This is a genomic window from Ruegeria sp. CDSB029 (genome assembly GCF_059611125.1).
The window spans coordinates 263,979-282,167 of record NZ_JBXWOX010000004.1; the positions used below are offsets into that span (position 1 = coordinate 263,979).

The following is an 18,189-nucleotide window of genomic DNA, read 5'->3' on the forward strand; positions in this document are numbered from 1 at the left end:
GGATGGAGGACCTGACCTCTGCTCCACAATACGTTCGCGGCGTGGATTACGCCGCGGACGAGTTGGGCGACGATGTGTTGCTCAGGCAGTTTGCCGATGGCGATGCCGCGGCGGCGCGCGTTCTCACCGATCGGCTTGCGCCGCGCAGCTTATCAGTGGCCCTTCGGTTTCTGGGCAACCGCGCCGAGGCTGAAGATGTGACACAAGATGCGATGATGCGCCTGTGGCAGATGGCACCTGATTGGGTACCTGGTCAGGCTAAAGTATCGACGTGGCTTTATCGCGTGACGCTAAATCTGTGTGTTGATCTGCGCCGCAAAAAGACGCCGGACCGGCTGGCGGATGTGCCAGAGCCGGCAGATGAAAAGGCCAGTGCAGCCGACCGTCTACAGGACGCAGCCCGAAAGGATGCACTGCAAATGGCACTATCACAACTGCCCGAACGTCAGCGGCAAGCTGTTGTTTTGCGGCATATTGAGGAATTGCCCAACCCTGAAATCGCTGGGATCATGGGTATTTCGGTGGAAGCGGTGGAAAGTCTTACGGCACGAGGAAAACGGTCGTTAGCGGCGATTCTGGCCGGGCGACGAGATGAACTGGGGTACGACGATGACTGACGACAAAGACAATCTGGATCTGTTGTTCGCCCAAGCCCGGGAGGATCGGCATGAGTTGCCGGAAGATCTGGCTGTGCGCATTCTCACCGACGCGGAATCTGTTCGGTTGGGTCGCCTGAAGCCAGATGAGCCAAAGACAAACTCTCTTTGGGCGCGCCTTCTGGCCGGGTTTGGCGGCTGGCAGGGAATGGGCGGTTTGGTTGCTGCCAGTATGGCGGGTGTCTGGATCGGCTTTTCAGCACCGGCATTTCTGCCTGATCCCGCCAATTACATTTACGCGCAGGATGTTAGTTTCGTGGTCGCTGACCTAAGTCTGGATACGAGTTTTCTGGAGGACGCCGAATGAGCGATAGCCCCAAACCCAAAAACCGCTGGATGTCGGTTCTGCTGGTCATCTCGCTGGCCTTGAACCTGTTGATCGTCGGCGTTGCCTTGGGGACCGCACTGCGGGTCAAAGGGGGGGATCATGCAAAATCTCCGCCAGGTTTTGGATCGGCGCTGTATCGTGCGCTGCCAAAAGAAGAACGCAAAGCGATGCGCGGTGAGCTTTTCGACCGTCACAAAAAGGGTGCACACAACCGATCCCAGGATTTTGCCCAACTCAGCACTGCTTTGCGGGCAAACCCCTTTGACGCTGCGGCGGTTCAAGCCCTGCTGGACCAACAAGCGCAGTCCATGGCGGACCTGCAGAACGCGCTGCAGCAAGAGTGGTTGGCCCGGGTTGAAGCCATGAGTGATGAAGATCGTCTGGTCTATGCCGACCGGCTGGAAGAGGTCGTTAAACGAGGCCCGCGTGGCCACAAGAAAAAGGACTGAGGGTCTCAGGCAGCGCTCTGCCTGATCCTTACTTGATTGCGACCTGCCTTCTTGGCTGCATAAAGTGCAGTATCGGCGGATTTCAGCAACCGCTCCACCGGGTCACCAAGGGGCAGGGGCGGGTTCGGTGCAGTCAGGCCGATGCTGATGGTGACTGGCACGGGGGCTGTGGTATCGGGCAGAGAAAATGGTGTCTTGCTGATACAGTCGCGCAGGGTTTTAGCCAGATCCATCGCCCCAGCCTGAGAGCTGTCAGGCAGACCTATCATAAACTCCTCTCCCCCGATGCGCGCGACAAAACCCGCCGCGCCAACCGTGCGCTTCATGCGCTTTGCGGCCTCGGTCAAAACCTGGTCGCCGCTGACATGCCCAAAACGGTCGTTGATGGTTTTGAAATGATCCAGGTCTGCCAACATGACAACGAAACCGTGACCGGTTTGCGATGGTTGTCGTGCCAACTTATCCATAGCTTGCATAGCATAGCGACGGTTGTGCAACCCAGTCAGGGGGTCGACCCACGACTCGGCCAGCCCGCGCTTTAATGAGGCGCGCATTTGGTCCATTCGGGCCTTTCGCGTGATCTGGTTATCCAGATGTAGTTGAACCTCTTCGACATAGAACCCCCCCATACACACGGCGTCAGCGCCACGATCCAGCGCCTCGCTCGCCATTGTCGCATTTTCATCGACCAAGACGGCGATCAATACGGTATGCCGAGTTGCCCCCCGTGACTTCAGTTCCGCCAGCGCATTCAACCCCGTAGCGGTCGTTCCTAATTCGACCAGAATCGCATCCGGCACCGGCCCTGACAGCAAGGCGCGCATGTTCGAAGCTGCATGCGTGCTTAGGCTGTGATGTGATCTCTCGGACAATGCGGTTTTCCACAATGCCCCGATCCGGCTGTTCTGAGTCAGTATGGCCACATGGGCCGATTTCGACGGCGTAATCAGCACGGTCGCGGGTTCTGCAAATCCGACTGGATGTGATCCGTCGCCCAGCTGAAGCTCTTGCGTGTCAGCGCGCGCGCGCAGCAGGCTGCGAATTCGCGCCAGAAGCAGGGTGTCCTTGAACGGGGCCGCCAACACGTCGTCCAACCCATCCGTCAATGCCTGCAACCTTGCCGCCTTGTCGTTCTGCGGTGCGATTGCAACGACCGGTACATCGGCCAGTTCCGGATTGGCCATCACCAGTCTTTTGACGTCCGCAGCCGAGCCATCGGGCAGCGTTTGTGCCACCAGCACCAGATCGGGGCGCGTACGACTTAGCAACCCGGCCAGCCCATGCAGCTTTTCAGCCTGAACCACGTGATACCACGCCGCCGTCAGCTGAACTTTCAGCATAATGCGATTGGTCGAAGTCCCGTCGAGGACAAGAATGGTTCCCTGCACGGACATATCTATCACCGTTGATTGCATGCGTTGCCAAAGTGTTTATGAGTCTGGTTAACAAACCCTTTCCAAGTGCATACCCGAGGCCTCTTTATGCCGATCACCGTCCAATCCGCCGAAACGCTTGCCCTGAACGTCCTTGGCTGGCTGGTCGGGAATGACGAGTTGCTGCCGATTTTTCTGGGCTCGACGGGCGCATCCACCGAGGACCTGCGGGTTCGCGCATCAGAGCCGGAGTTCCTGAATTCGGTTCTGGAATTCTTGATGCTTGACGATTCGTGGGTGATCGCCTTTTGTGACGCCAATTCCGTGCCCTATGACCTGCCGGGTCAGGCGCGGGCTGTTTTGTCCGGTGGCGACGTTCACTGGACCTGATTCAATTCACTGACAGGAGCATGTAATGCCCATCGATGCGATCTTGTTCGACAAGGACGGAACACTGTTTGACTTTGCGAACACATGGGGTGGTTTCGGGCGCAGCGTGTTGGAAAAGCTGTCAGATGGCGACCAAAAGCGGGCTGCCGAACTGGGCCAGGCCATCGGATTTGATCCGGTTTCGGAAGAATATGCTGACGACAGCATCGTGATTGCGGGGACCGTCGAAGAGATCGCCGAAGCTCTTGCACCCTATTTCCCGGATATGCCCAGCGATGAGCTGATTGACATTCTGAACACGGAATCGGCGAAGGCGACACAGGCGCCGGCTGTTCCTCTGGTTCCCTTCCTCGATGCTTTGCGGCAGGCGGGTCTAAAACTGGGTGTAGCCACGAACGACGGAGAGATGCCTGCGCTGCAACATCTCGCCTCGGTCGGGATTCGCGACCACTTCGATTTTGTTGCTGGCTACGACAGCGGCCATGGGTTCAAACCCGGACCCGGGCAATTGATTGCATTTGCGACCCATGTTGGTGTCGACCCGTCACGCGTGGCGATGGTGGGGGACAGCCTGCATGATCTGCAGGCCGGGCGTGCAGCGGGAATGACCACAGTTGGGGTACTAACCGGGCTGGCCCCGGCCGAGGCACTTGCGCCGATGGCGGATGTCGTGCTGCCGGACATCGGTCACATTCCCGCCTGGTTGGCTGAAAACTGATCCAGCTTCGGCTGAATTCGACTGCCCAAGTAATAAAACCGACAAACCTTGTCGCAGATAGAGCGGCCACTGGGCCGACTTCGGGGCTTGCTTGAAGAAAGCAAGTTCCGGAGGGTTCCAATGGCTGACACACAAACTCGCAAACGTCGCGGAGGGGGAAGGGCCGGTGCCGCGGCACGCAGGGGCAGCGCGGTGATCGACCAAATGCCGTGGAATCCGCCGATCAACATCGACAAACCCACCGAACCGTTGGATCAAGCTGGCATCGAAGCGATCCACGAGGGGGCCATGCGCATCCTCGAAGAGATCGGGATCGAGTTCTACAACGAAGAAGCCCTTGGCATCCTGAAAGAGGCGGGCTGTACGATCAATGGCGACAACGTTCGTATGGGTCGTGACTTTGTGATGGAAATGGTGGCCAAAGCGCCATCAAAGTTCACGATCACTCCGCGAAATCCTGACAAGACGATTGAGGTTGGTGGCAAAACCCTGCTGTTCGGGAACGTGTCTTCTCCTCCGAACTACTGGGATCTTGAGATCGGCACCAAGGTGGCCGGTAATCGCGAGATGTGCCGGAATCTGCTGAAGCTGACGCAGTACTTTAACTGCATCCACTTTGCAGGGGGCTATCCGGTCGAACCGGTCGATATCCACGCCAGCGTCCGACATCTGGACGTACTCTATGATAAGCTGACGCTGACCGACAAGGCGATGCATGCCTATTCGCTGGGCAAAGAACGCGTCGAGGACGTGATGGAAATGGTGCGGATCGCTGGGGGTCACAGCCATGAAGAGTTCGAAGCGACCCCGCGGATGTATACCAACATCAACTCGACCTCACCGTTGAAACACGACCACCCGATGATTGACGGCTGCCTGCGTCTTGCGCGGCGCGGGCAGGCGATTGTCGTAACGCCGTTCACACTTGCTGGTGCGATGGCGCCAGTCACGATGGCGGGCGCGGTTGCGCAATCTCTGGCCGAGGCATTGTGCGCAATTGCGCTGTTCCAATATGTCCGGCCCGGAATTCCCTGTGTTATCGGGACGTTCACGTCCAACGTTGACATGAAATCTGGCGCACCTGCGTTTGGAACGCCCGAATATATGCGCTCAACCCAGATGACCGGCCAGATGGCACGTTACTATGGTTTGCCGATGCGGTCGTCAGGTGTGTGTGCGGCAAACGTGCCGGATGGGCAATCGGTGTGGGAGACGTCGAACTCGCTCTGGGCTGCGGTGCAGTCGGGTAGCAACATGGTGTACCACGCGGCCGGGTGGCTTGAGGGCGGGCTGATTGCTAGCCCCGAAAAATTCATCATGGATTGCGAAATTCTGCAGCAAATCCAGCGATACATGCAGCCCGAGATCACAGCGACAGGCCCGGACGAAATCGCGCTGGATGCAATCAAGGCCGTTGGGAACGATGGCCATTTCTTTGGTATTCAGCACACCCAGGACCGCTACACGACCGCGTTCTATCAGCCGTTCCTAAGCGATTGGAAAAATTACGAAGGCTGGGACGTTGCAGGTGGTATCTGGACGGCCGAGCGCGCCCACCACATGTTCAAGGAAATCGTAACCAGCTTTGAGCCCCCGCCGATAGATGACGGGATTCGTGAAGAGCTGGAGGATTTTGTTGCCCGCCGAAAGGACGAGGGTGGCGCGCCGACGGATTTCTAATGTAACAACAATAACTTCCAGATTGAGACTCTGTCGGATAGTCATCCACGCATCGTGTTTTTTGGGTATTTGTTAAGGATTATCTGAGCAGATTGGGGTGTAACCAATTTGGGGCATCTCATGCATGGTCTGATCAATCGGGCAATACAGTCATTTGTTTGCGCGACCTATGGACAACCCTGCTGGCAGCGGGTGACCGAGGCCGCGGGCCTGGGTTTTTCCGAGTTTGAGGCAATGCTGCTTTATGACGACGCCATGACCGCGCAGGTTTTGGACGCGCTAAGTGCTGACTTGAATCGCCCACGGGCCGAGATACTGGAAGATCTTGGAACCTATTTGGTGTCGCACCCGAATATGGAAGGTTTGCGCCGACTGCTTCGATTCGGCGGTGTGACATATGTCGAGTTTTTGCACTCACTGGATGACCTGTCAGACCGTGCCCGACTAGCGGTTTCGGATCTGCGCCTGCCGATGCTGGAGCTGCAAGAGGTGTCACCAGCAGAGTATCGTCTGCACTGCTATTCTGGCCTGCCGGGCTATTCCAGCGTGATGGTGGGCGTATTGCGGGCCATAGCGGATGACTATGGTGCATTGGCCATGCTGTCGCATGAAGGGGCGCAGGGCGAGGCTGAAGTCATCACAATCGTCCTCGTGGAAAGTGCCTTTGCCGAAGGGCGTCATTTCGATCTTGGGGCGCGCAAGTCATGATGCAAGCCTCTGAACTCTCGGCTCTTTTGGACACGTTGTGCCCCATGTTCGTGATGGTGGACAACAAAGGCAGGATCGTAAACGCGGGACCAACGCTGCAAAAGCTTCGCCCGGACCATCCGATGCGGGGTCGCGGTTTTCTGGACGTTTTTGAACTGGTAAGACCACGAGCAGTGACAACGATTTCCGCGCTGCTGTCTCTGCCCGGTGGCAAGGTGCATCTGAAGTTTCACGACGAACCCCGGACCGCGCTGACGGGGCTGGTCGCTCCTTTGCCAAAGGAGAGCGGGGCAATCATCAACCTGTCCTTCGGGATTTCTATCCTGGACGCTGTTCGTGACTATGCTCTGACCAGCGCGGATTTCTCTGGCACGGATCTGTCGATTGAACTGCTGTATCTGGTTGAGGCGAAAACAGCCGCGATGGAGGCGTCGCGCTCACTGAACCTGCGGCTGCAGGGGGCCATGTTGGCCGCTGAAGAGCAGGCGGTGACAGACATGTTGACCGGGTTGAAAAACCGCCGCGCGATGGACGTGGTCCTTGGCCACCTGATCTCGGGCAATTGCGCCTTTGCGCTTATGCATTTGGACTTGGACTTCTTCAAAAGTGTCAACGACCGCCTTGGCCATGCGGCGGGGGACTTTGTGTTGCAACAGGCTGCGCGCATAATGGAGGAAGAGACCCGAAATGAGGACACGGTCGCTCGGGTCGGTGGTGATGAGTTTGTAATAATTTTTAAAGGTCTGGTCGACGAAAATGTCCTCTCTGACATAGCAGGACGCCTGATCAGTCGGCTATGCCAACCCATGATGTTTCAGGGTGCCCCGTGTAGGATTTCGGCAAGCATCGGAACGGCCTTGTCCACGCAGTTCGGCAATCCGGAAGCGGCAGAGCTGCTGAATGCAGCCGATCAGGCGCTGTACGAGGCAAAGCGGCAGGGACGGTCGCGGCATTGTCTGTTCTCGGAGCTTGCGGCCTATGGGCTGAAATCGGCCAGTTCGTAATAACATCTGATCCCACGCGGTCAGTTATTTAGGCTAATCCTGCGTAAAAGCACGCGTCAGAGTTCTCGCAATATGGCGTTTGATTGGGGGAAGCTCTCCGACAACCGGCATCACGTGGCCTTTGAACCGCGCTCGCTCTAGCTCCTGTGGCACGTCATCCAAAACATGCCCGCCGGTGCAGGCAAAGAAGGGTAGGCACAGAGATTGATCGCCAGCCCCGGTCGCGGCTTCGGCAATGGACGGGGCCTCTTCCACAAACCCGACGCGGATGGATTGGAAGGTCACGCACCGGGCCAGTTCCCTGGAAAACTCAATGGCGACAGCTGATGGATTGCGGCTGCGACCCGATCCATGTGCCGCCAGAACCAGATCCGTTTTGCCCGCGTCCCACCCCTTGCCCGATAGCGCATCCAGCAACGCGCCCGCAGCCAAAGCGGGGAGTTTAGAGTCAACGCCCAGCGGGTCCAGAATTCGGATATTTCTATCACCCAGACGCTTGGGCAGCGCACGTGTCACGAACCACCCCTTGGCCATGAAAAGGGGATAGATGACAGTGTCGTCGGGCAGTTCATCCAAACGAGCCTCCAGCATTCCAGGCGCAGCAAGTGTAGCTGATTGAACGTTGACGCCATCGCAATACGCGTCGACCTCTGCCGCATAGGAAGCTAGCGCCGCTTCAGCAGGGGCCGGGTCCGAGGGTTGGCCGTGGGCGACGATCAGGGCGTGCGGCATTTAGGAGTATCCTGTGGCTTTTCAGTTAGGTGTGTCCGGCTGGTGCAAAGTCAATCCATGGGACGTCACGCTATCCTAATAATGTCAGCCAAAGCCAGACTGTCAGGATCGAGACGCCGGTTCCGACCAGAACGGACGAGGCCGCGACCCGTTTTGCGCGTCCGTACATATTGGCAAAGATGTAAGCATTGAAACCAGGCGCCATCGCTGCCGTCAGCACACCTGAGCGGAACAGGTCCTGTGGCAGGCCAACTGTTGAGCCGAATAGCCAGACAAGACTGGGATGCAGCATCAGTGATATCGCGCCAACAAAGGCGATGGCGCGCAGGTCGCCTTCGGGCCTGTATTTCACCAGCACTCCGCCAAGCGCGAACAGCGCCCCGGGCAGGGCGGCGCGGGTCACAAGGCCCAGGGCTTCGTCCACGACCGCAGGTATGCCAATACCAGACAGGTTCACTGCAAAACCCAGCGCGATGCCAAGGATTAGTGCATTGCGGAACATGGCCGACAAGATGGATTTGACCATGCGGGGACCGCCCTGGCCGCGATTTCGAATAACCTCCATCACCGTGATGCCAACGCCGTAGCAAAAGGGCGAATGGAAGGCGATGATCGCATAGTTGCCGGTCAGGTTTTCGGGGCCGTAGGCGCGTTCGGTGATCGGCAGTCCCAAAAGGACAGAGTTCGAGAACAGGCAGCAAAACCCGATGGCGACGCAATCTTCCCAATCCCGGCCAAAGATAAACCGTGCACCGAACAGACCGGCCGTGAAGCATAATCCAGCTGCTGAGTAGAAGCTGACCAGAAGCCGAGGATCAAAACTGGCACTCAGATCCAGATGCGAGATTGCAAGGAACAGAAGGCATGGGATTGCAAAGCCCTGGGTGAACTTCATCAATCCATCGATGTGAATTTCCTTGAAATACCCCAACCGGGTCGAGGCATAACCTGCTCCGATCACAAGGAAAACCGGTAGAATGACGTCGATCAGACTTTGAAGCATAGCACCGCTTTGCAGGCTGGGCCGACGCAGGATTGCTGCGTCTCAGGTCGGTTGCGTGGGGTCTTAGAGCGCCTGATGGATCACCATTCCGTCATAGGCAGGGGTGATGTTGTCGGCGGTTTCCGCGTCAACCGTGGCATAGTCCAGATCGATATGCATGTTGGTCAGGACCGCGCGCTTGGGGTTCAGTTGTTCGATCCAGCCCAGCGTCCTTTCCAGATGTGCATGGGTCGGGTGAGGTTTCCGACGCAGCGCGTCGATGACCAGGCAATCCAACCCTTCCATCATCAGCCAGGCCTCTTCGTAGATTTCCGCCACATCCGGCAGGTACGCCAAGTTACCCATCCGGAAACCAAGCGAGTCGATCGAGCCGTGGTTGACCTTGAATGGATGGAACGGAATCGGGCCGCCGGGGCCGTCTACCTCGAACGGGCCGTCGATGGACTTCAGGTCAAGGATTGGCGGATAGGGCGAGCCTTCGGGCTGGACAAAGGCGTAACCGAACCGTCCCAGCAAGGCGTTTTGCGTGTCGCCATCGGCCCACACGGGCACTCGTTCGCGCATGTTAAACACGATCATACGCAGGTCATCGATGCCGTGAACATGATCCGCGTGCGAATGGGTGTAGATCACGCCATCCAGCCGCCCGGTCCCGCTGTCGAGCAATTGGCTACGCATGTCGGGGGTGGTGTCAATCAGCACCGAGGTTGTACCGTCCGGCCCGTCCCGTTCCACCAGCATTGAACAGCGGCGACGGATGTTTTTGGGGTTCTTGGGGTCGCAATCGCCCCAATGCCCGCCCAGCCGGGGGACGCCGCCGGATGATCCGCAGCCAAGGATGGTGCATCGCAATTCGGTCATGCAGCCGCCTTGTAGGTCGCTGCTTTGGTGAACAACCGGTCAAAATTTGCCTGCGTTTGGGCAGCAAAATCGACGTAGTCCATCCCAAACACCTCGGCCCCCTTGCGCGCTATGTGGGCGGTATAGGCGGGCTCGTTCCGCTTGCCGCGATACGGGGGTGGGGCCAGGTATGGCGCGTCGGTTTCAACAAGGATGCGGTCGACTGGGGCGCTGGCAAAGATGTCGCGCAGCTCCTGGCTTTTGGGGAATGCTGTGATGCCGGACATCGACAAATAGAACCCCAGCTCAAGGGCGGCTTTGGCCAGTTCGGCAGAGGACGAAAAGCAATGCATCACGCAGGAATAGGGCGCGTTGCGGTGTTCCTCAGCCAGAATGCGGGCCATGTCGTCATCGGCGGCACGGGCGTGGATGATCAGGGGCAGACCGGTGCGTTGGGCGGCCTCGATATGAACCCGCAAGGATTGCTTCTGCACCTCTGCGCTGTCAGCGGTATAGTGATAGTCCAGCCCGGTTTCGCCGATACCTACAAATTTGGGGTGCCGGGACAAGGCGACGAGTTCATCGACCGATGCCATCGGCTCATCAGCGGCGCTCATCGGGTGGGTACCGGCAGCGTAGAAGACCGGCGCGTGGGTCTCGGCGATGGCGCGGACGGTTGGTTCGTTCCGCAAGCGGGTGCAAATTGTTACCATGCGGGTCACGCCAGCCACGGCGGCATTGGCCACGATCTGATCCAGCTGACCTTCGAAATCGGGGAAGTCCAGATGGCAATGGCTGTCGGTGATTTCGGGCGTATTGCTCATCTGCTCTGACCGGCGGTTTCTTGTATCTTGAACACCGTATCTAGGACCAGAGCGGCAGGGTCAAGGTTCACCGCCTGCCCATGACGCGCGCGTGCGGTGATCACTGCAGCGACCTCTGCCCATTTGCGGGCCTGCTGCGGTGAGGCAGACAGGCGGGCAAGGGTTTCTGCCTCGTTCGGAGCGGCTTCGGGCATCGGGGCCGCGCCGGTTGCACCGGTCAGCGCAAGCCGGGACAGGGCGACGTCGATCAACGTCAGTAACAGATCAAACCGCTCGGACGCGCCACGTTGGGCAGCAGCCTCGGCCAAGGCCAGCGCGCGCTGACGGTCCATTCGGGGCAGGGTACCCAGAATGGCAATCAGCTCGGCGTAGATTTCCAGCCCGCCCAGATTGATCAGGCGCACCGCATCACCCACGGACCCGGCAGCCAGTGCAGCCAAATGATCCGCCTTTCCCGGCATTTCTGTGCCGGTCTGCATCAGCGCGGCTTCCATATCCTCAGATCCCAGCGGAGACAGGCGCAGTGTCCGGCACCGCGACCGGATTGTCGGCAGCAGGCGCGACGGCTGGTGCGAGATCAGCAGCAGTGTGGTACGGGCCGGAGGTTCTTCAAGCATTTTCAGCAACGCGTTGGCCGCGCTGACGTTCATCTCATCTGCGGCATCCACGATCACAACGCGACGTCCACCGTCAGTTGAGGAGAGGCCGAAGAACTTGCCAAGCTTGCGGATATCATCAACCACAATCTCACTACGCAACCGCCCCTGATCATTCAGAGATCTGGTAATTGCCGCCAAGCCGGGCTCGGCCCCAGCCTGAATACGGTGCGCGACGGGGTGTTCCGGATCGATCTCAAGGCTATCGGGCGGTGGCGGTGCGCCAAACAGCCCATCCTCCTCGGTCGGAGGTGTTGCCAGCAGAAACCGTGCGATCCGCCAGGCCAGCGTCGCCTTGCCAACGCCACGTGGACCGGTAATCAACCAGCCGTGGTGCAGACGTTCCGAGGTATAGGCGCTCAGAAACGCCTCTTGCGCTGCGTCCTGCCCAAACAGGCGCTGCGTTTCGCGTGGGTGCGGTGCGCCGGGGGCCTGATCCGGGGTAGGGGTGTCGTCGCTCATCTATCGTCTATCGCAATGCTTTCAGAACGATATCTGTCACATCTTGTGCAACACTGTCCATGTCCCGGTTGCCATCAACCACGCGGAAACGGTCGGAATACTCATCCGCAAGGGCCAGAAACCCTGCACGCATCTGTTGTTGCAGATCCAGCCCGAAATCTTCGAACCGTTCTTCTGTTCCCTGACGCCCCTTGGCGCGGGACAGCCCGGTTTCGGGATCCATGTCAATCAAAATGGTCATGTCTGGTTCGCGCCCGATCATCAGGTCGTGCAATTGATCGACCAATCCCCGCAGATCGCCGCGCGACAGGCCCTGATACATGCGGGTGCTGTCGGCGAAGCGGTCGCAGATCACGACTTTGCCCTCGGCCAGCGCTGGCCTGATCGTGCGTTCCAAATGATCCCGGCGGGCCGCCGTAAACAGCAGGATTTCCGTCTCTGCAGACCAGCGATCCGGGTCACCTTCCAGAACAAGGCTTCGGATCTCTTCAGCGCCTGCAGATCCTCCGGGCTCGCGGGTCAGAACGACATCGTAACCGAGGCCACGCAAATGTTCGGCAAGCATTCGTGCTTGTGATGACTTTCCAGACCCGTCAATACCTTCGAAGGTCAGAAACAACCCTGCCTTCGTCACATCGCCTCCAGCGGATTGCCGATCACGTCTTCTAGAACAATACCGCCAACGGTTTTCATGCGCACGACAAAGCCGCCTACAGGCACGTCTTTGGCCGCGAACAGTGGGCGACGGATTTCGGGCAATCCTTCGGGTGTGATCACCAGCTCAGCCAGTTTCTGCCCCTTTTCCACAGGCGCGTTGATCGGACCTTCGTAGACGACCTCAGCTTTGACGTCCTTGTCATTGAGAACTGGGAACAACAAGGTCAGATCCCCTTCGGGCACCAGCCCAACAGTTTTTTCGGCGCCCATCCAAATCTGGGCTTCGGCTATCGGCGTTTCGGCGTCGGCAATGGTCCTCTCGACAAAATTGCGAAACGACCAGTTAACCACGGCCTCAGCCTCCTCTGCGCGACGGGCGGTGCTATCGAGGCCGGTCAGGACAAAGACAACCCGACGGTCGCCTTGCTTGGCCGAGCCGACAAGGCCGTAACCCGCCTCTTGCGTGTGCCCGGTTTTCAGGCCGTCGGCCCCGATCCCCAGTTTCAGCAAAGGGTTGCGGTTGCGTTTGTTCGACGGCGCACGGCCATCAAATTCAAACTCTTCTTCTGCGAACAGAGGGTAGTATTCGGGGAAGTCGCTGATCAGCCGGTTGGCCAATACGGCAAGGTCATGGACCGACATCATGTGGCCTGCCGCCGGCCATCCGTTCGAGTTGGCGAAGTTCGAGTTGTCCATGCCCATCTGCTTGGCGCGCTGTGTCATGTAGCGGGCAAACCCGGCCTCGGTCCCATCGGGGCTTAGCGCCTCGGCAATCACCACGCATGCGTCGTTACCAGACAATACGATGATGCCACGCAGCAGATCCTCGACGCTGACACGATCCTGCGTGTTCAGGAACATGGTCGAGCCACCATAGCTCATGGCGTGTTCCGAAACGGGCAGAGTTTCACCCAGGGTTAGACGGCCATCGCGCAACGCCTCAAACGCGACATAGAGCGTCATCAGTTTGGACATCGACGCAGGCGGCAGGGGCTGGTCGGCTTCTTTTGACAGCAGAACCGTTCCGGTCGTCTGATCGATCACATAGGCCGCGCGGGCGGTTGTGTCGAAAGCGTGTGCGGGCAGGGCAATCAGCGCCAGCCCGAGGGTCAAAACAGATGATCGCAGTGAGGACAGCATGGGGGCCTCCTTTGTTTCAGTTTTTGACGGTGAACGCGTCGCTAAAGCCCAGGTCTTTGACATCGCGTTGCATGGCATTGCGTTCCGAACGCGACGTTGCTGGGCCGACCAGGACCCTCCAGACCGTTTTGCCGTCCGAGGTCAGTTCTCGCACTTCGGCAGGCATTCCGTTGCGGCGGATCTTGTTGGCAGCGCTATTGGCGTTGGTTTCAACCCCGAAAGTGCCGACCTGAACAAACGGCTTTGACAAAGACGACACCGTGGCCGCGGTGGCTACCGATGCGTCGGCGGTTGTGGCAGAGGGGGTGTTGACCGGTGTGGGTTCGGCTGCGTCAATCGCCGCAGCCGCGCCCGCGATCGGATCCAGCGGCGTTTCGGTGATTTCATCGGGCTTCTTCTTTTGCCACCATTTACGTTTGGCTGGTTGTTCAGTCGGCGGGGTAACCTCAGGGTCCACCAGTGAAGCCGATGCTGCTTCTGCCGTCGTTTCTACCACCTCAGTCGCTGTGTCGGTCGCCGTATCGGTTGCGGCATCAGCGGCCACGGCCGCCTCGGCAGGTTTTTTGCGCTGCCACCATTTGGGCTTGGCCGGTTTTTCAGTCTCTGTGACGTTTTCGACTGCCTCGGTGGCTATTTCCGCCGCTGTGTCGGTTGCCGTGTCGGTCGCGGCATCTGTGGCTACAGCAGCCGCAGTCGCGGCACCGGCCGCTGCAGCAGGTTTTTTGCGTTGCCACCACTTGAGCTTAGCTGGCTGTTCAGCTTCCGCGGCCTCATTTTCGGCGATGACGGTCTTGGACTCATCCGCTGCTGCGGTTTGCGTTTCTTCGACAGGGGTTTCTTCGGCTGCGGGCTTTTCTTCGACCGGCTCAGGTTTCGGTTCGGGCGCTTTGCGACGCAGGGCGACGACATCAACATTTGTAGGTGCACCAGCCAGAATACCCAGCTTTTCGGCCGCAGCAGAGGAAAGCTGCAGTTCGGGTCCCGGCAGGTTTCGCTCGCGGCGGAATAGCGCGGCAGTGACCGTTTTGTTGTTCTTGGGATTTTTGACGCGCACACGTTCGGGCTGTGTCACATCCGGGTGGGCAATCCAAATGCCCCCCAATGACGGGCGGCCGTCCCATAAGCCTGCCTCAGACAGCTGAAACACCTCAGGGGCTTCGACATCATCTTTCGGGCTGCCGTCAGGAATGGGGAAAAGGTCGGTCCGGCCGTCTGCTTGGGTATCAGAACTTTGGCTATCTGCTGAGACATTGTCGGGGGAAAGCACCTCATCGCAACCAGCCAAAACCACGGACATAACGGCCAAAGCCGCTAACGCTCGCGGATGTGCGCGTGTCTCTGTCGCTCGCTTCATCTTGTCATCCCTTGCCTGATTGGGCCTCGTTTCCCGAGACCCGCTGCCGATTGCTGGTTCTGTATTGCCAGCCTGCTTCGGTCTTTCCTGCGGATCATAACGCGGCCAATGTGTCATGGAAAGACCGCAGCAGGCGCTTCGGCAAGAATTCCCTATTTGGTCTTGCCACCGGTTCGCTATGGCCTTAGACCCGGCCCCACGCGGGGAGGTGGCAGAGTGGTCGAATGCGGCGGTCTTGAAAACCGTTGAACGTGAGAGCGTTCCCAGGGTTCGAATCCCTGTCTCCCCGCCACTCATACCTGTCTCACTTCAGTTGTATTTTCTGACCCGGAATTGTGCCGCAATTCCCGCGCGTTGGCGTGTACGCTTTCAATCAGAGACGGAGCAGACCGTACACTCGGAGCACGATTCAAGCCTCAGTCTCAGTGCCACATTTTGGCGGGGTCGCTTTGGGCCAGATTTCCCTGATACCCGGCAGTTTACAGGGAATTTTCGTTAGTTGGGTCGAGAACCCAGTTTTTCACATGCCAGAACTGTCTGTTTTTCAGAGGCTTATGATGCAAATTCCCTAAAAGGTGGAACAGGGAATTTACTCGCGGGAACAGGGAATTGTTCCGCCGGATCAGGGAGGGCGAACCCTGCATCAGGGACGCAGGATCTGGAGCTATCAAAAGCCGAACAGGCGTTCCTGTTCGGCCCAATCAAGTGGGTGGGTCATGCTGACCAGACGCTTGAGTGTGAGTTCGGGCGGCTGTGTGCCGTCGAGAATCGCAGCCTGAATCTTCGGGGAGAGAAAGGCGAGCTGGGCGCGGGTGCGGATGAAGGCGCCGGGGACGCTTTCGCGGCGTGCGATCTCCATCAGTTGAACTCCTGCTTTTAGATCGCGCGCCCAGCCATGGGCGCGGATCAGCATGGACCGGAGGTGGGGATCAGGTTGGGGTGCCATATCTCCGGCGATGACCTTGGCTTCAACGCCACGCCGTCGCAGATCGAAAGATGCGGTGATGTGTGTGAGGTCCGGGTGCAGATGATCGGTCGCGATGCCAAGTGCGCTTGCCAGGGTTTTGGGGTTCAATTCGAGGTCGATCTGTCCTCGTGCGATTCCGCCACTGGCCAGAATATCAGCGCCGACTTGACCGCCTTGGCGATGAAGCCGGGTCACCAGATCCGCAACTGAAGTCTGCACCGCTTCGGCTGACCCAGCCTCCGGCTGCGCCAGTACCTGGTGCGTTGCGGCGGCGTCTTGCAGATGTCTGACGATGACATTAATGACCGCGTTTTCCAGCGCAGGGCCGGGCAGTCGCCAGCCGGAAGTATCCTTGCCGCCCGAGATCAGTCTGTTGGAGATATAGTAGCGCAACCGGCGGCCTATGCGCGTGGTGTGGGTTGGCGTCAACCGATCACCAGTTTCGTCCTGCAGCAGACCGGTGAGCCAGGCGCCGGGGTCATTGGAATGCTGACGCGTATCGGAACCGCCGCGTGCCCGAGAACGATTGGAGGCCTGCCGCATCTTCTCTTGCACCCGGTCCCAATCGCCTTGGTCGATGATCGCCGGGTGTTGCCCGTCCCAGATCCTATCCTTGTGGCGAATTTTTCCGAGATAAACCGGGTTGCGCAGCAGGTAATAGATTTGACCTCGTGACAGTGGACAATCCCCTTTTATGCTTCCATCCGCCCGAACAACCCGCTTCGACCGCAGGTTGTCTGCCGTTGCCCGTTCTTCTACTTTGCGCAGGCATCCCATCCCGCCATAAAGCCCAAAGAGATGCCGGACCGTTCTGGCCTCCTCCTCATTCACCACCAGCGTTCTTGCTTTTGGATCGGGGTGGCGGTCATAGCCCAGGGGCAGATTGCCACCCATCCAAAGCCCCTTCTTCTTCGACGCAGCAATCTTGTCACGAATACGTTCGGCGGTGACTTCCCGTTCAAACTGAGCAAAGGACAACAGTACATTCAGGGTCAACCGACCCATGGAGGAAGAGGTGTTGAATGCTTGTGTGACGGACACAAAAGAACAGTTCGCCTGTTCCAGCCGTTCGACCAGCTTGGAGAAGTCGGCGAGCGATCGGGTCAGCCGGTCGATCTTGTAGACCACAACCATGTCGATGCGCCCTGCATCGATCTCTTCAAGAAGGCGCTGAAGTGCAGGGCGCTCTAGGGTGCCGCCCGACAGGCCACCGTCATCGTAACGCTCGGCCAATAGGATCCAGCCTTCGTGCCGATGGCTGGCGACATAGGCTGCGCAGGCCTCATATTGCGCGTCCAGCGAATTAAAGTCCTGATCCAGACCATCTTCTGAGGACTTGCGCGTGTAGATGGCGCATCGGATTTTACGGCGCGGGCTCATTTGGCCCCCTGGCCGGTGAGCCCAAAGAAACGCGGCCCTGACCAATGCGCACCGGTAATTTCTCGGGCGATGGCCGAGAGAGAGCGATAGGACCGACTGTTCCAGACAAAGCAATCCTCTGTAACGTCGACTACATGGGTCACGCCATTCCACTCGCGCAGCAGGCGCCCGCCGGGTTTTAGGGCAGGGCATGTAGGCCGGGGTTTCTTCTCAGAGCCCTTTTCCAGCGTGGCTTTGACCTGCCGGGATAGCCCGCCATGACGGCGGGACTGCATCTCAAAGGCGATAAAACGGCGCAGGAAGGGTTGGCTGAGCATGGCGGGTGCGGGTTGATCAAACAGCTGCTGCCAAAGCGTGACCAGATCCGATCGACCCATGGCTACCAGATCGGCGACATCGCTCGTCTTCGTCATGACTCTTTTCCTGTTCCCACCGTCAGGTGATACGTGGATGGTCCATTTGGTTTGTCGGATGCCCGCCTTTCAATTGTGACGCCTTTCTTCCGCAGACCGCTTAGAGCCGCTCGGACCGAATGAGGCTGCCACCCCGTTGCTTTGCAGAGCGCCTCAAGGCTGGCGCCGCTCGGGCGACGCAACAAAGCTTGCACCTTGTCAATTTTAGTTTGCTTCCGCTTGGGCATGAACTGTCTCCTCTAATCTTGGGTCGGCGAGATGCGGAACCCCAGTACCGAGGAGCGCCCGAATGGCTCGGGCGTGGGTTCAGTGATGCGTGGTTCACAGCAACAGTCCAGCGCTTTCTGGAGCAGCCTCAGGAGGGGTGTGTTTTGCAGGGCGCTGCTGCCGTACCCCCGATTATTAGTCAACAATCTTAATTGGTTACTTTTGTTTTGGGGGTTGCATCCTGTATT

General features: G+C 58.6%; 20 protein-coding genes and 1 tRNA gene. 9 read left to right on the forward strand and 12 right to left on the reverse strand.

All coding sequences use genetic code 11. The features are described from left to right. Positions 1 to 2 precede the first annotated feature (2 nt). The 3 genes from AC2FI8_RS07270 to AC2FI8_RS07280 are packed head-to-tail and all read left to right on the forward strand — an operon-like array spanning position 3 to position 1,433. Positions 3 to 617, forward strand: coding sequence for an RNA polymerase sigma factor (locus tag AC2FI8_RS07270; RefSeq protein WP_282119195.1), 615 nt, complete (start codon positions 3 to 5; stop codon positions 615 to 617). Next, the gene (locus AC2FI8_RS07275; protein ID WP_496778121.1) at positions 610 to 963 is read left to right on the forward strand and encodes a hypothetical protein; all 354 of its coding nucleotides are present in this window, start codon (positions 610 to 612) and stop codon (positions 961 to 963) included. The genes AC2FI8_RS07270 and AC2FI8_RS07275 overlap by 8 nt, the downstream gene beginning before the upstream one ends. After that, positions 960 to 1,433 (forward strand): periplasmic heavy metal sensor, encoded by a 474-nt coding sequence (locus AC2FI8_RS07280; RefSeq protein ID WP_496778123.1) that lies wholly within the window; start codon positions 960 to 962, stop codon positions 1,431 to 1,433. The genes AC2FI8_RS07275 and AC2FI8_RS07280 overlap by 4 nt, the downstream gene beginning before the upstream one ends. A 5-nt stretch (positions 1,434 to 1,438) precedes the next feature. Here the strand turns inward: AC2FI8_RS07280 and AC2FI8_RS07285 are convergent, their stop codons facing one another. Then, positions 1,439 to 2,827, reverse strand: coding sequence for a diguanylate cyclase (locus AC2FI8_RS07285; protein ID WP_496778125.1), 1,389 nt, complete (start codon positions 2,825 to 2,827; stop codon positions 1,439 to 1,441). Between the two features lie 87 nt (positions 2,828 to 2,914). Between AC2FI8_RS07285 and AC2FI8_RS07290 the strand changes: the two genes are divergently transcribed. From AC2FI8_RS07290 to AC2FI8_RS07310, 5 genes are all read left to right on the forward strand, one after another. Then, positions 2,915 to 3,196: a DUF3572 domain-containing protein gene (locus AC2FI8_RS07290; RefSeq protein ID WP_496724520.1), complete on the forward strand. Its 282-nt coding sequence runs from the start codon at positions 2,915 to 2,917 to the stop codon at positions 3,194 to 3,196. Positions 3,197 to 3,221: 25 nt separating this feature from the next. Continuing rightward, positions 3,222 to 3,914: an HAD family hydrolase gene (locus AC2FI8_RS07295; RefSeq protein ID WP_496778127.1), complete on the forward strand. Its 693-nt coding sequence runs from the start codon at positions 3,222 to 3,224 to the stop codon at positions 3,912 to 3,914. Positions 3,915 to 4,034: 120 nt separating this feature from the next. After that, a complete protein-coding gene (locus AC2FI8_RS07300; protein WP_496737975.1) occupies positions 4,035 to 5,594 on the forward strand; it encodes a trimethylamine methyltransferase family protein in 1,560 nt (519 codons plus the stop codon). Positions 5,595 to 5,714: 120 nt separating this feature from the next. Continuing rightward, positions 5,715 to 6,302 carry a heme NO-binding domain-containing protein gene (locus tag AC2FI8_RS07305; protein ID WP_496724526.1) on the forward strand — a complete coding sequence of 196 codons (588 nt, stop codon included), beginning with the start codon at positions 5,715 to 5,717 and terminating at the stop codon, positions 6,300 to 6,302. Then, a complete protein-coding gene (locus AC2FI8_RS07310) occupies positions 6,299 to 7,306 on the forward strand; it encodes a diguanylate cyclase domain-containing protein (protein WP_496737973.1) in 1,008 nt (335 codons plus the stop codon). Before AC2FI8_RS07305 ends, AC2FI8_RS07310 begins: the two co-directional genes overlap by 4 nt. Positions 7,307 to 7,339: 33 nt before the next feature. On the opposite strand, the gene AC2FI8_RS07315 is transcribed toward AC2FI8_RS07310, so the two are convergent. From AC2FI8_RS07315 to AC2FI8_RS07350, 8 genes are all read right to left on the reverse strand, one after another. After that, positions 7,340 to 8,038, reverse strand: a complete 699-nt coding sequence (locus AC2FI8_RS07315; protein WP_496778128.1) for a CbiX/SirB N-terminal domain-containing protein — start codon at positions 8,036 to 8,038, stop codon at positions 7,340 to 7,342. Positions 8,039 to 8,108: 70 nt separating this feature from the next. Continuing rightward, on the reverse strand, positions 8,109 to 9,041 hold the full coding sequence (locus tag AC2FI8_RS07320) for an AEC family transporter (RefSeq protein WP_496768084.1): 933 nt from the start codon (positions 9,039 to 9,041) through the stop codon (positions 8,109 to 8,111). A 63-nt stretch (positions 9,042 to 9,104) separates the two neighbouring features. Beyond that, complete coding sequence (locus AC2FI8_RS07325; protein ID WP_496768088.1) at positions 9,105 to 9,902, reverse strand: MBL fold metallo-hydrolase; 798 nt, start codon at positions 9,900 to 9,902, stop codon at positions 9,105 to 9,107. Next, positions 9,899 to 10,705 carry a TatD family hydrolase gene (locus AC2FI8_RS07330; protein ID WP_496768090.1) on the reverse strand — a complete coding sequence of 269 codons (807 nt, stop codon included), beginning with the start codon at positions 10,703 to 10,705 and terminating at the stop codon, positions 9,899 to 9,901. Before AC2FI8_RS07330 ends, AC2FI8_RS07325 begins: the two co-directional genes overlap by 4 nt. Further along, positions 10,702 to 11,823 (reverse strand): DNA polymerase III subunit delta', encoded by a 1,122-nt coding sequence (locus AC2FI8_RS07335; protein ID WP_496778130.1) that lies wholly within the window; start codon positions 11,821 to 11,823, stop codon positions 10,702 to 10,704. Before AC2FI8_RS07335 ends, AC2FI8_RS07330 begins: the two co-directional genes overlap by 4 nt. 7 nt (positions 11,824 to 11,830) lie before the next feature. Then, positions 11,831 to 12,457, reverse strand: coding sequence for a dTMP kinase (gene tmk, locus AC2FI8_RS07340; RefSeq protein WP_496778132.1), 627 nt, complete (start codon positions 12,455 to 12,457; stop codon positions 11,831 to 11,833). Next, positions 12,454 to 13,620: a D-alanyl-D-alanine carboxypeptidase family protein gene (locus AC2FI8_RS07345; RefSeq protein ID WP_496768095.1), complete on the reverse strand. Its 1,167-nt coding sequence runs from the start codon at positions 13,618 to 13,620 to the stop codon at positions 12,454 to 12,456. Before AC2FI8_RS07345 ends, tmk begins: the two co-directional genes overlap by 4 nt. 16 nt (positions 13,621 to 13,636) lie before the next feature. Next, positions 13,637 to 14,974, reverse strand: coding sequence for an SPOR domain-containing protein (locus AC2FI8_RS07350; RefSeq protein WP_496778134.1), 1,338 nt, complete (start codon positions 14,972 to 14,974; stop codon positions 13,637 to 13,639). 202 nt (positions 14,975 to 15,176) lie between these two features. On the opposite strand from AC2FI8_RS07350, the gene AC2FI8_RS07355 reads away from it, so the two are divergent. Beyond that, positions 15,177 to 15,266: transfer RNA gene (locus tag AC2FI8_RS07355), tRNA-Ser, on the forward strand. Between the two features lie 375 nt (positions 15,267 to 15,641). Here AC2FI8_RS07355 and AC2FI8_RS07360 read toward each other — a convergent pair. From AC2FI8_RS07360 to AC2FI8_RS07370, 3 genes are read right to left on the reverse strand one after another with little or no spacing between them, the layout of a single operon-like run. Further along, entirely contained in the window at positions 15,642 to 17,321 is a 1,680-nt protein-coding gene (locus AC2FI8_RS07360; RefSeq protein ID WP_496778136.1) for a recombinase family protein, read from the reverse strand. Then, on the reverse strand, positions 17,318 to 17,734 hold the full coding sequence (locus AC2FI8_RS07365) for a DUF2924 domain-containing protein (RefSeq protein WP_496778137.1): 417 nt from the start codon (positions 17,732 to 17,734) through the stop codon (positions 17,318 to 17,320). Before AC2FI8_RS07365 ends, AC2FI8_RS07360 begins: the two co-directional genes overlap by 4 nt. Continuing rightward, positions 17,731 to 17,961 (reverse strand): DUF3489 domain-containing protein, encoded by a 231-nt coding sequence (locus AC2FI8_RS07370; protein ID WP_496778138.1) that lies wholly within the window; start codon positions 17,959 to 17,961, stop codon positions 17,731 to 17,733. The genes AC2FI8_RS07365 and AC2FI8_RS07370 overlap by 4 nt, the downstream gene beginning before the upstream one ends. Positions 17,962 to 18,189 lie beyond the last annotated feature (228 nt).

Bases quoted from the DNA above. Each gene is read 5' to 3' on its own strand.
- AC2FI8_RS07270 (WP_282119195.1), top strand. From the start codon at position 3: ATGGAGGACCTGACCTCTGCTCCACAATACGTTCGCGGCGTGGATTAC.
- AC2FI8_RS07275 (WP_496778121.1), top strand. From the start codon at position 610: ATGACTGACGACAAAGACAATCTGGATCTGTTGTTCGCCCAAGCCCGG.
- AC2FI8_RS07280 (WP_496778123.1), top strand. From the start codon at position 960: ATGAGCGATAGCCCCAAACCCAAAAACCGCTGGATGTCGGTTCTGCTG.
- AC2FI8_RS07285 (WP_496778125.1), bottom strand. From the start codon at position 2,827: ATGTCCGTGCAGGGAACCATTCTTGTCCTCGACGGGACTTCGACCAAT.
- AC2FI8_RS07290 (WP_496724520.1), top strand. From the start codon at position 2,915: ATGCCGATCACCGTCCAATCCGCCGAAACGCTTGCCCTGAACGTCCTT.
- AC2FI8_RS07295 (WP_496778127.1), top strand. From the start codon at position 3,222: ATGCCCATCGATGCGATCTTGTTCGACAAGGACGGAACACTGTTTGAC.
- AC2FI8_RS07300 (WP_496737975.1), top strand. From the start codon at position 4,035: ATGGCTGACACACAAACTCGCAAACGTCGCGGAGGGGGAAGGGCCGGT.
- AC2FI8_RS07305 (WP_496724526.1), top strand. From the start codon at position 5,715: ATGCATGGTCTGATCAATCGGGCAATACAGTCATTTGTTTGCGCGACC.
- AC2FI8_RS07310 (WP_496737973.1), top strand. From the start codon at position 6,299: ATGATGCAAGCCTCTGAACTCTCGGCTCTTTTGGACACGTTGTGCCCC.
- AC2FI8_RS07315 (WP_496778128.1), bottom strand. From the start codon at position 8,038: ATGCCGCACGCCCTGATCGTCGCCCACGGCCAACCCTCGGACCCGGCC.
- AC2FI8_RS07320 (WP_496768084.1), bottom strand. From the start codon at position 9,041: ATGCTTCAAAGTCTGATCGACGTCATTCTACCGGTTTTCCTTGTGATC.
- AC2FI8_RS07325 (WP_496768088.1), bottom strand. From the start codon at position 9,902: ATGACCGAATTGCGATGCACCATCCTTGGCTGCGGATCATCCGGCGGC.
- AC2FI8_RS07330 (WP_496768090.1), bottom strand. From the start codon at position 10,705: ATGAGCAATACGCCCGAAATCACCGACAGCCATTGCCATCTGGACTTC.
- AC2FI8_RS07335 (WP_496778130.1), bottom strand. From the start codon at position 11,823: ATGAGCGACGACACCCCTACCCCGGATCAGGCCCCCGGCGCACCGCAC.
- AC2FI8_RS07345 (WP_496768095.1), bottom strand. From the start codon at position 13,620: ATGCTGTCCTCACTGCGATCATCTGTTTTGACCCTCGGGCTGGCGCTG.
- AC2FI8_RS07350 (WP_496778134.1), bottom strand. From the start codon at position 14,974: ATGAAGCGAGCGACAGAGACACGCGCACATCCGCGAGCGTTAGCGGCT.
- AC2FI8_RS07360 (WP_496778136.1), bottom strand. From the start codon at position 17,321: ATGAGCCCGCGCCGTAAAATCCGATGCGCCATCTACACGCGCAAGTCC.
- AC2FI8_RS07365 (WP_496778137.1), bottom strand. From the start codon at position 17,734: ATGACGAAGACGAGCGATGTCGCCGATCTGGTAGCCATGGGTCGATCG.
- AC2FI8_RS07370 (WP_496778138.1), bottom strand. From the start codon at position 17,961: ATGCCCAAGCGGAAGCAAACTAAAATTGACAAGGTGCAAGCTTTGTTG.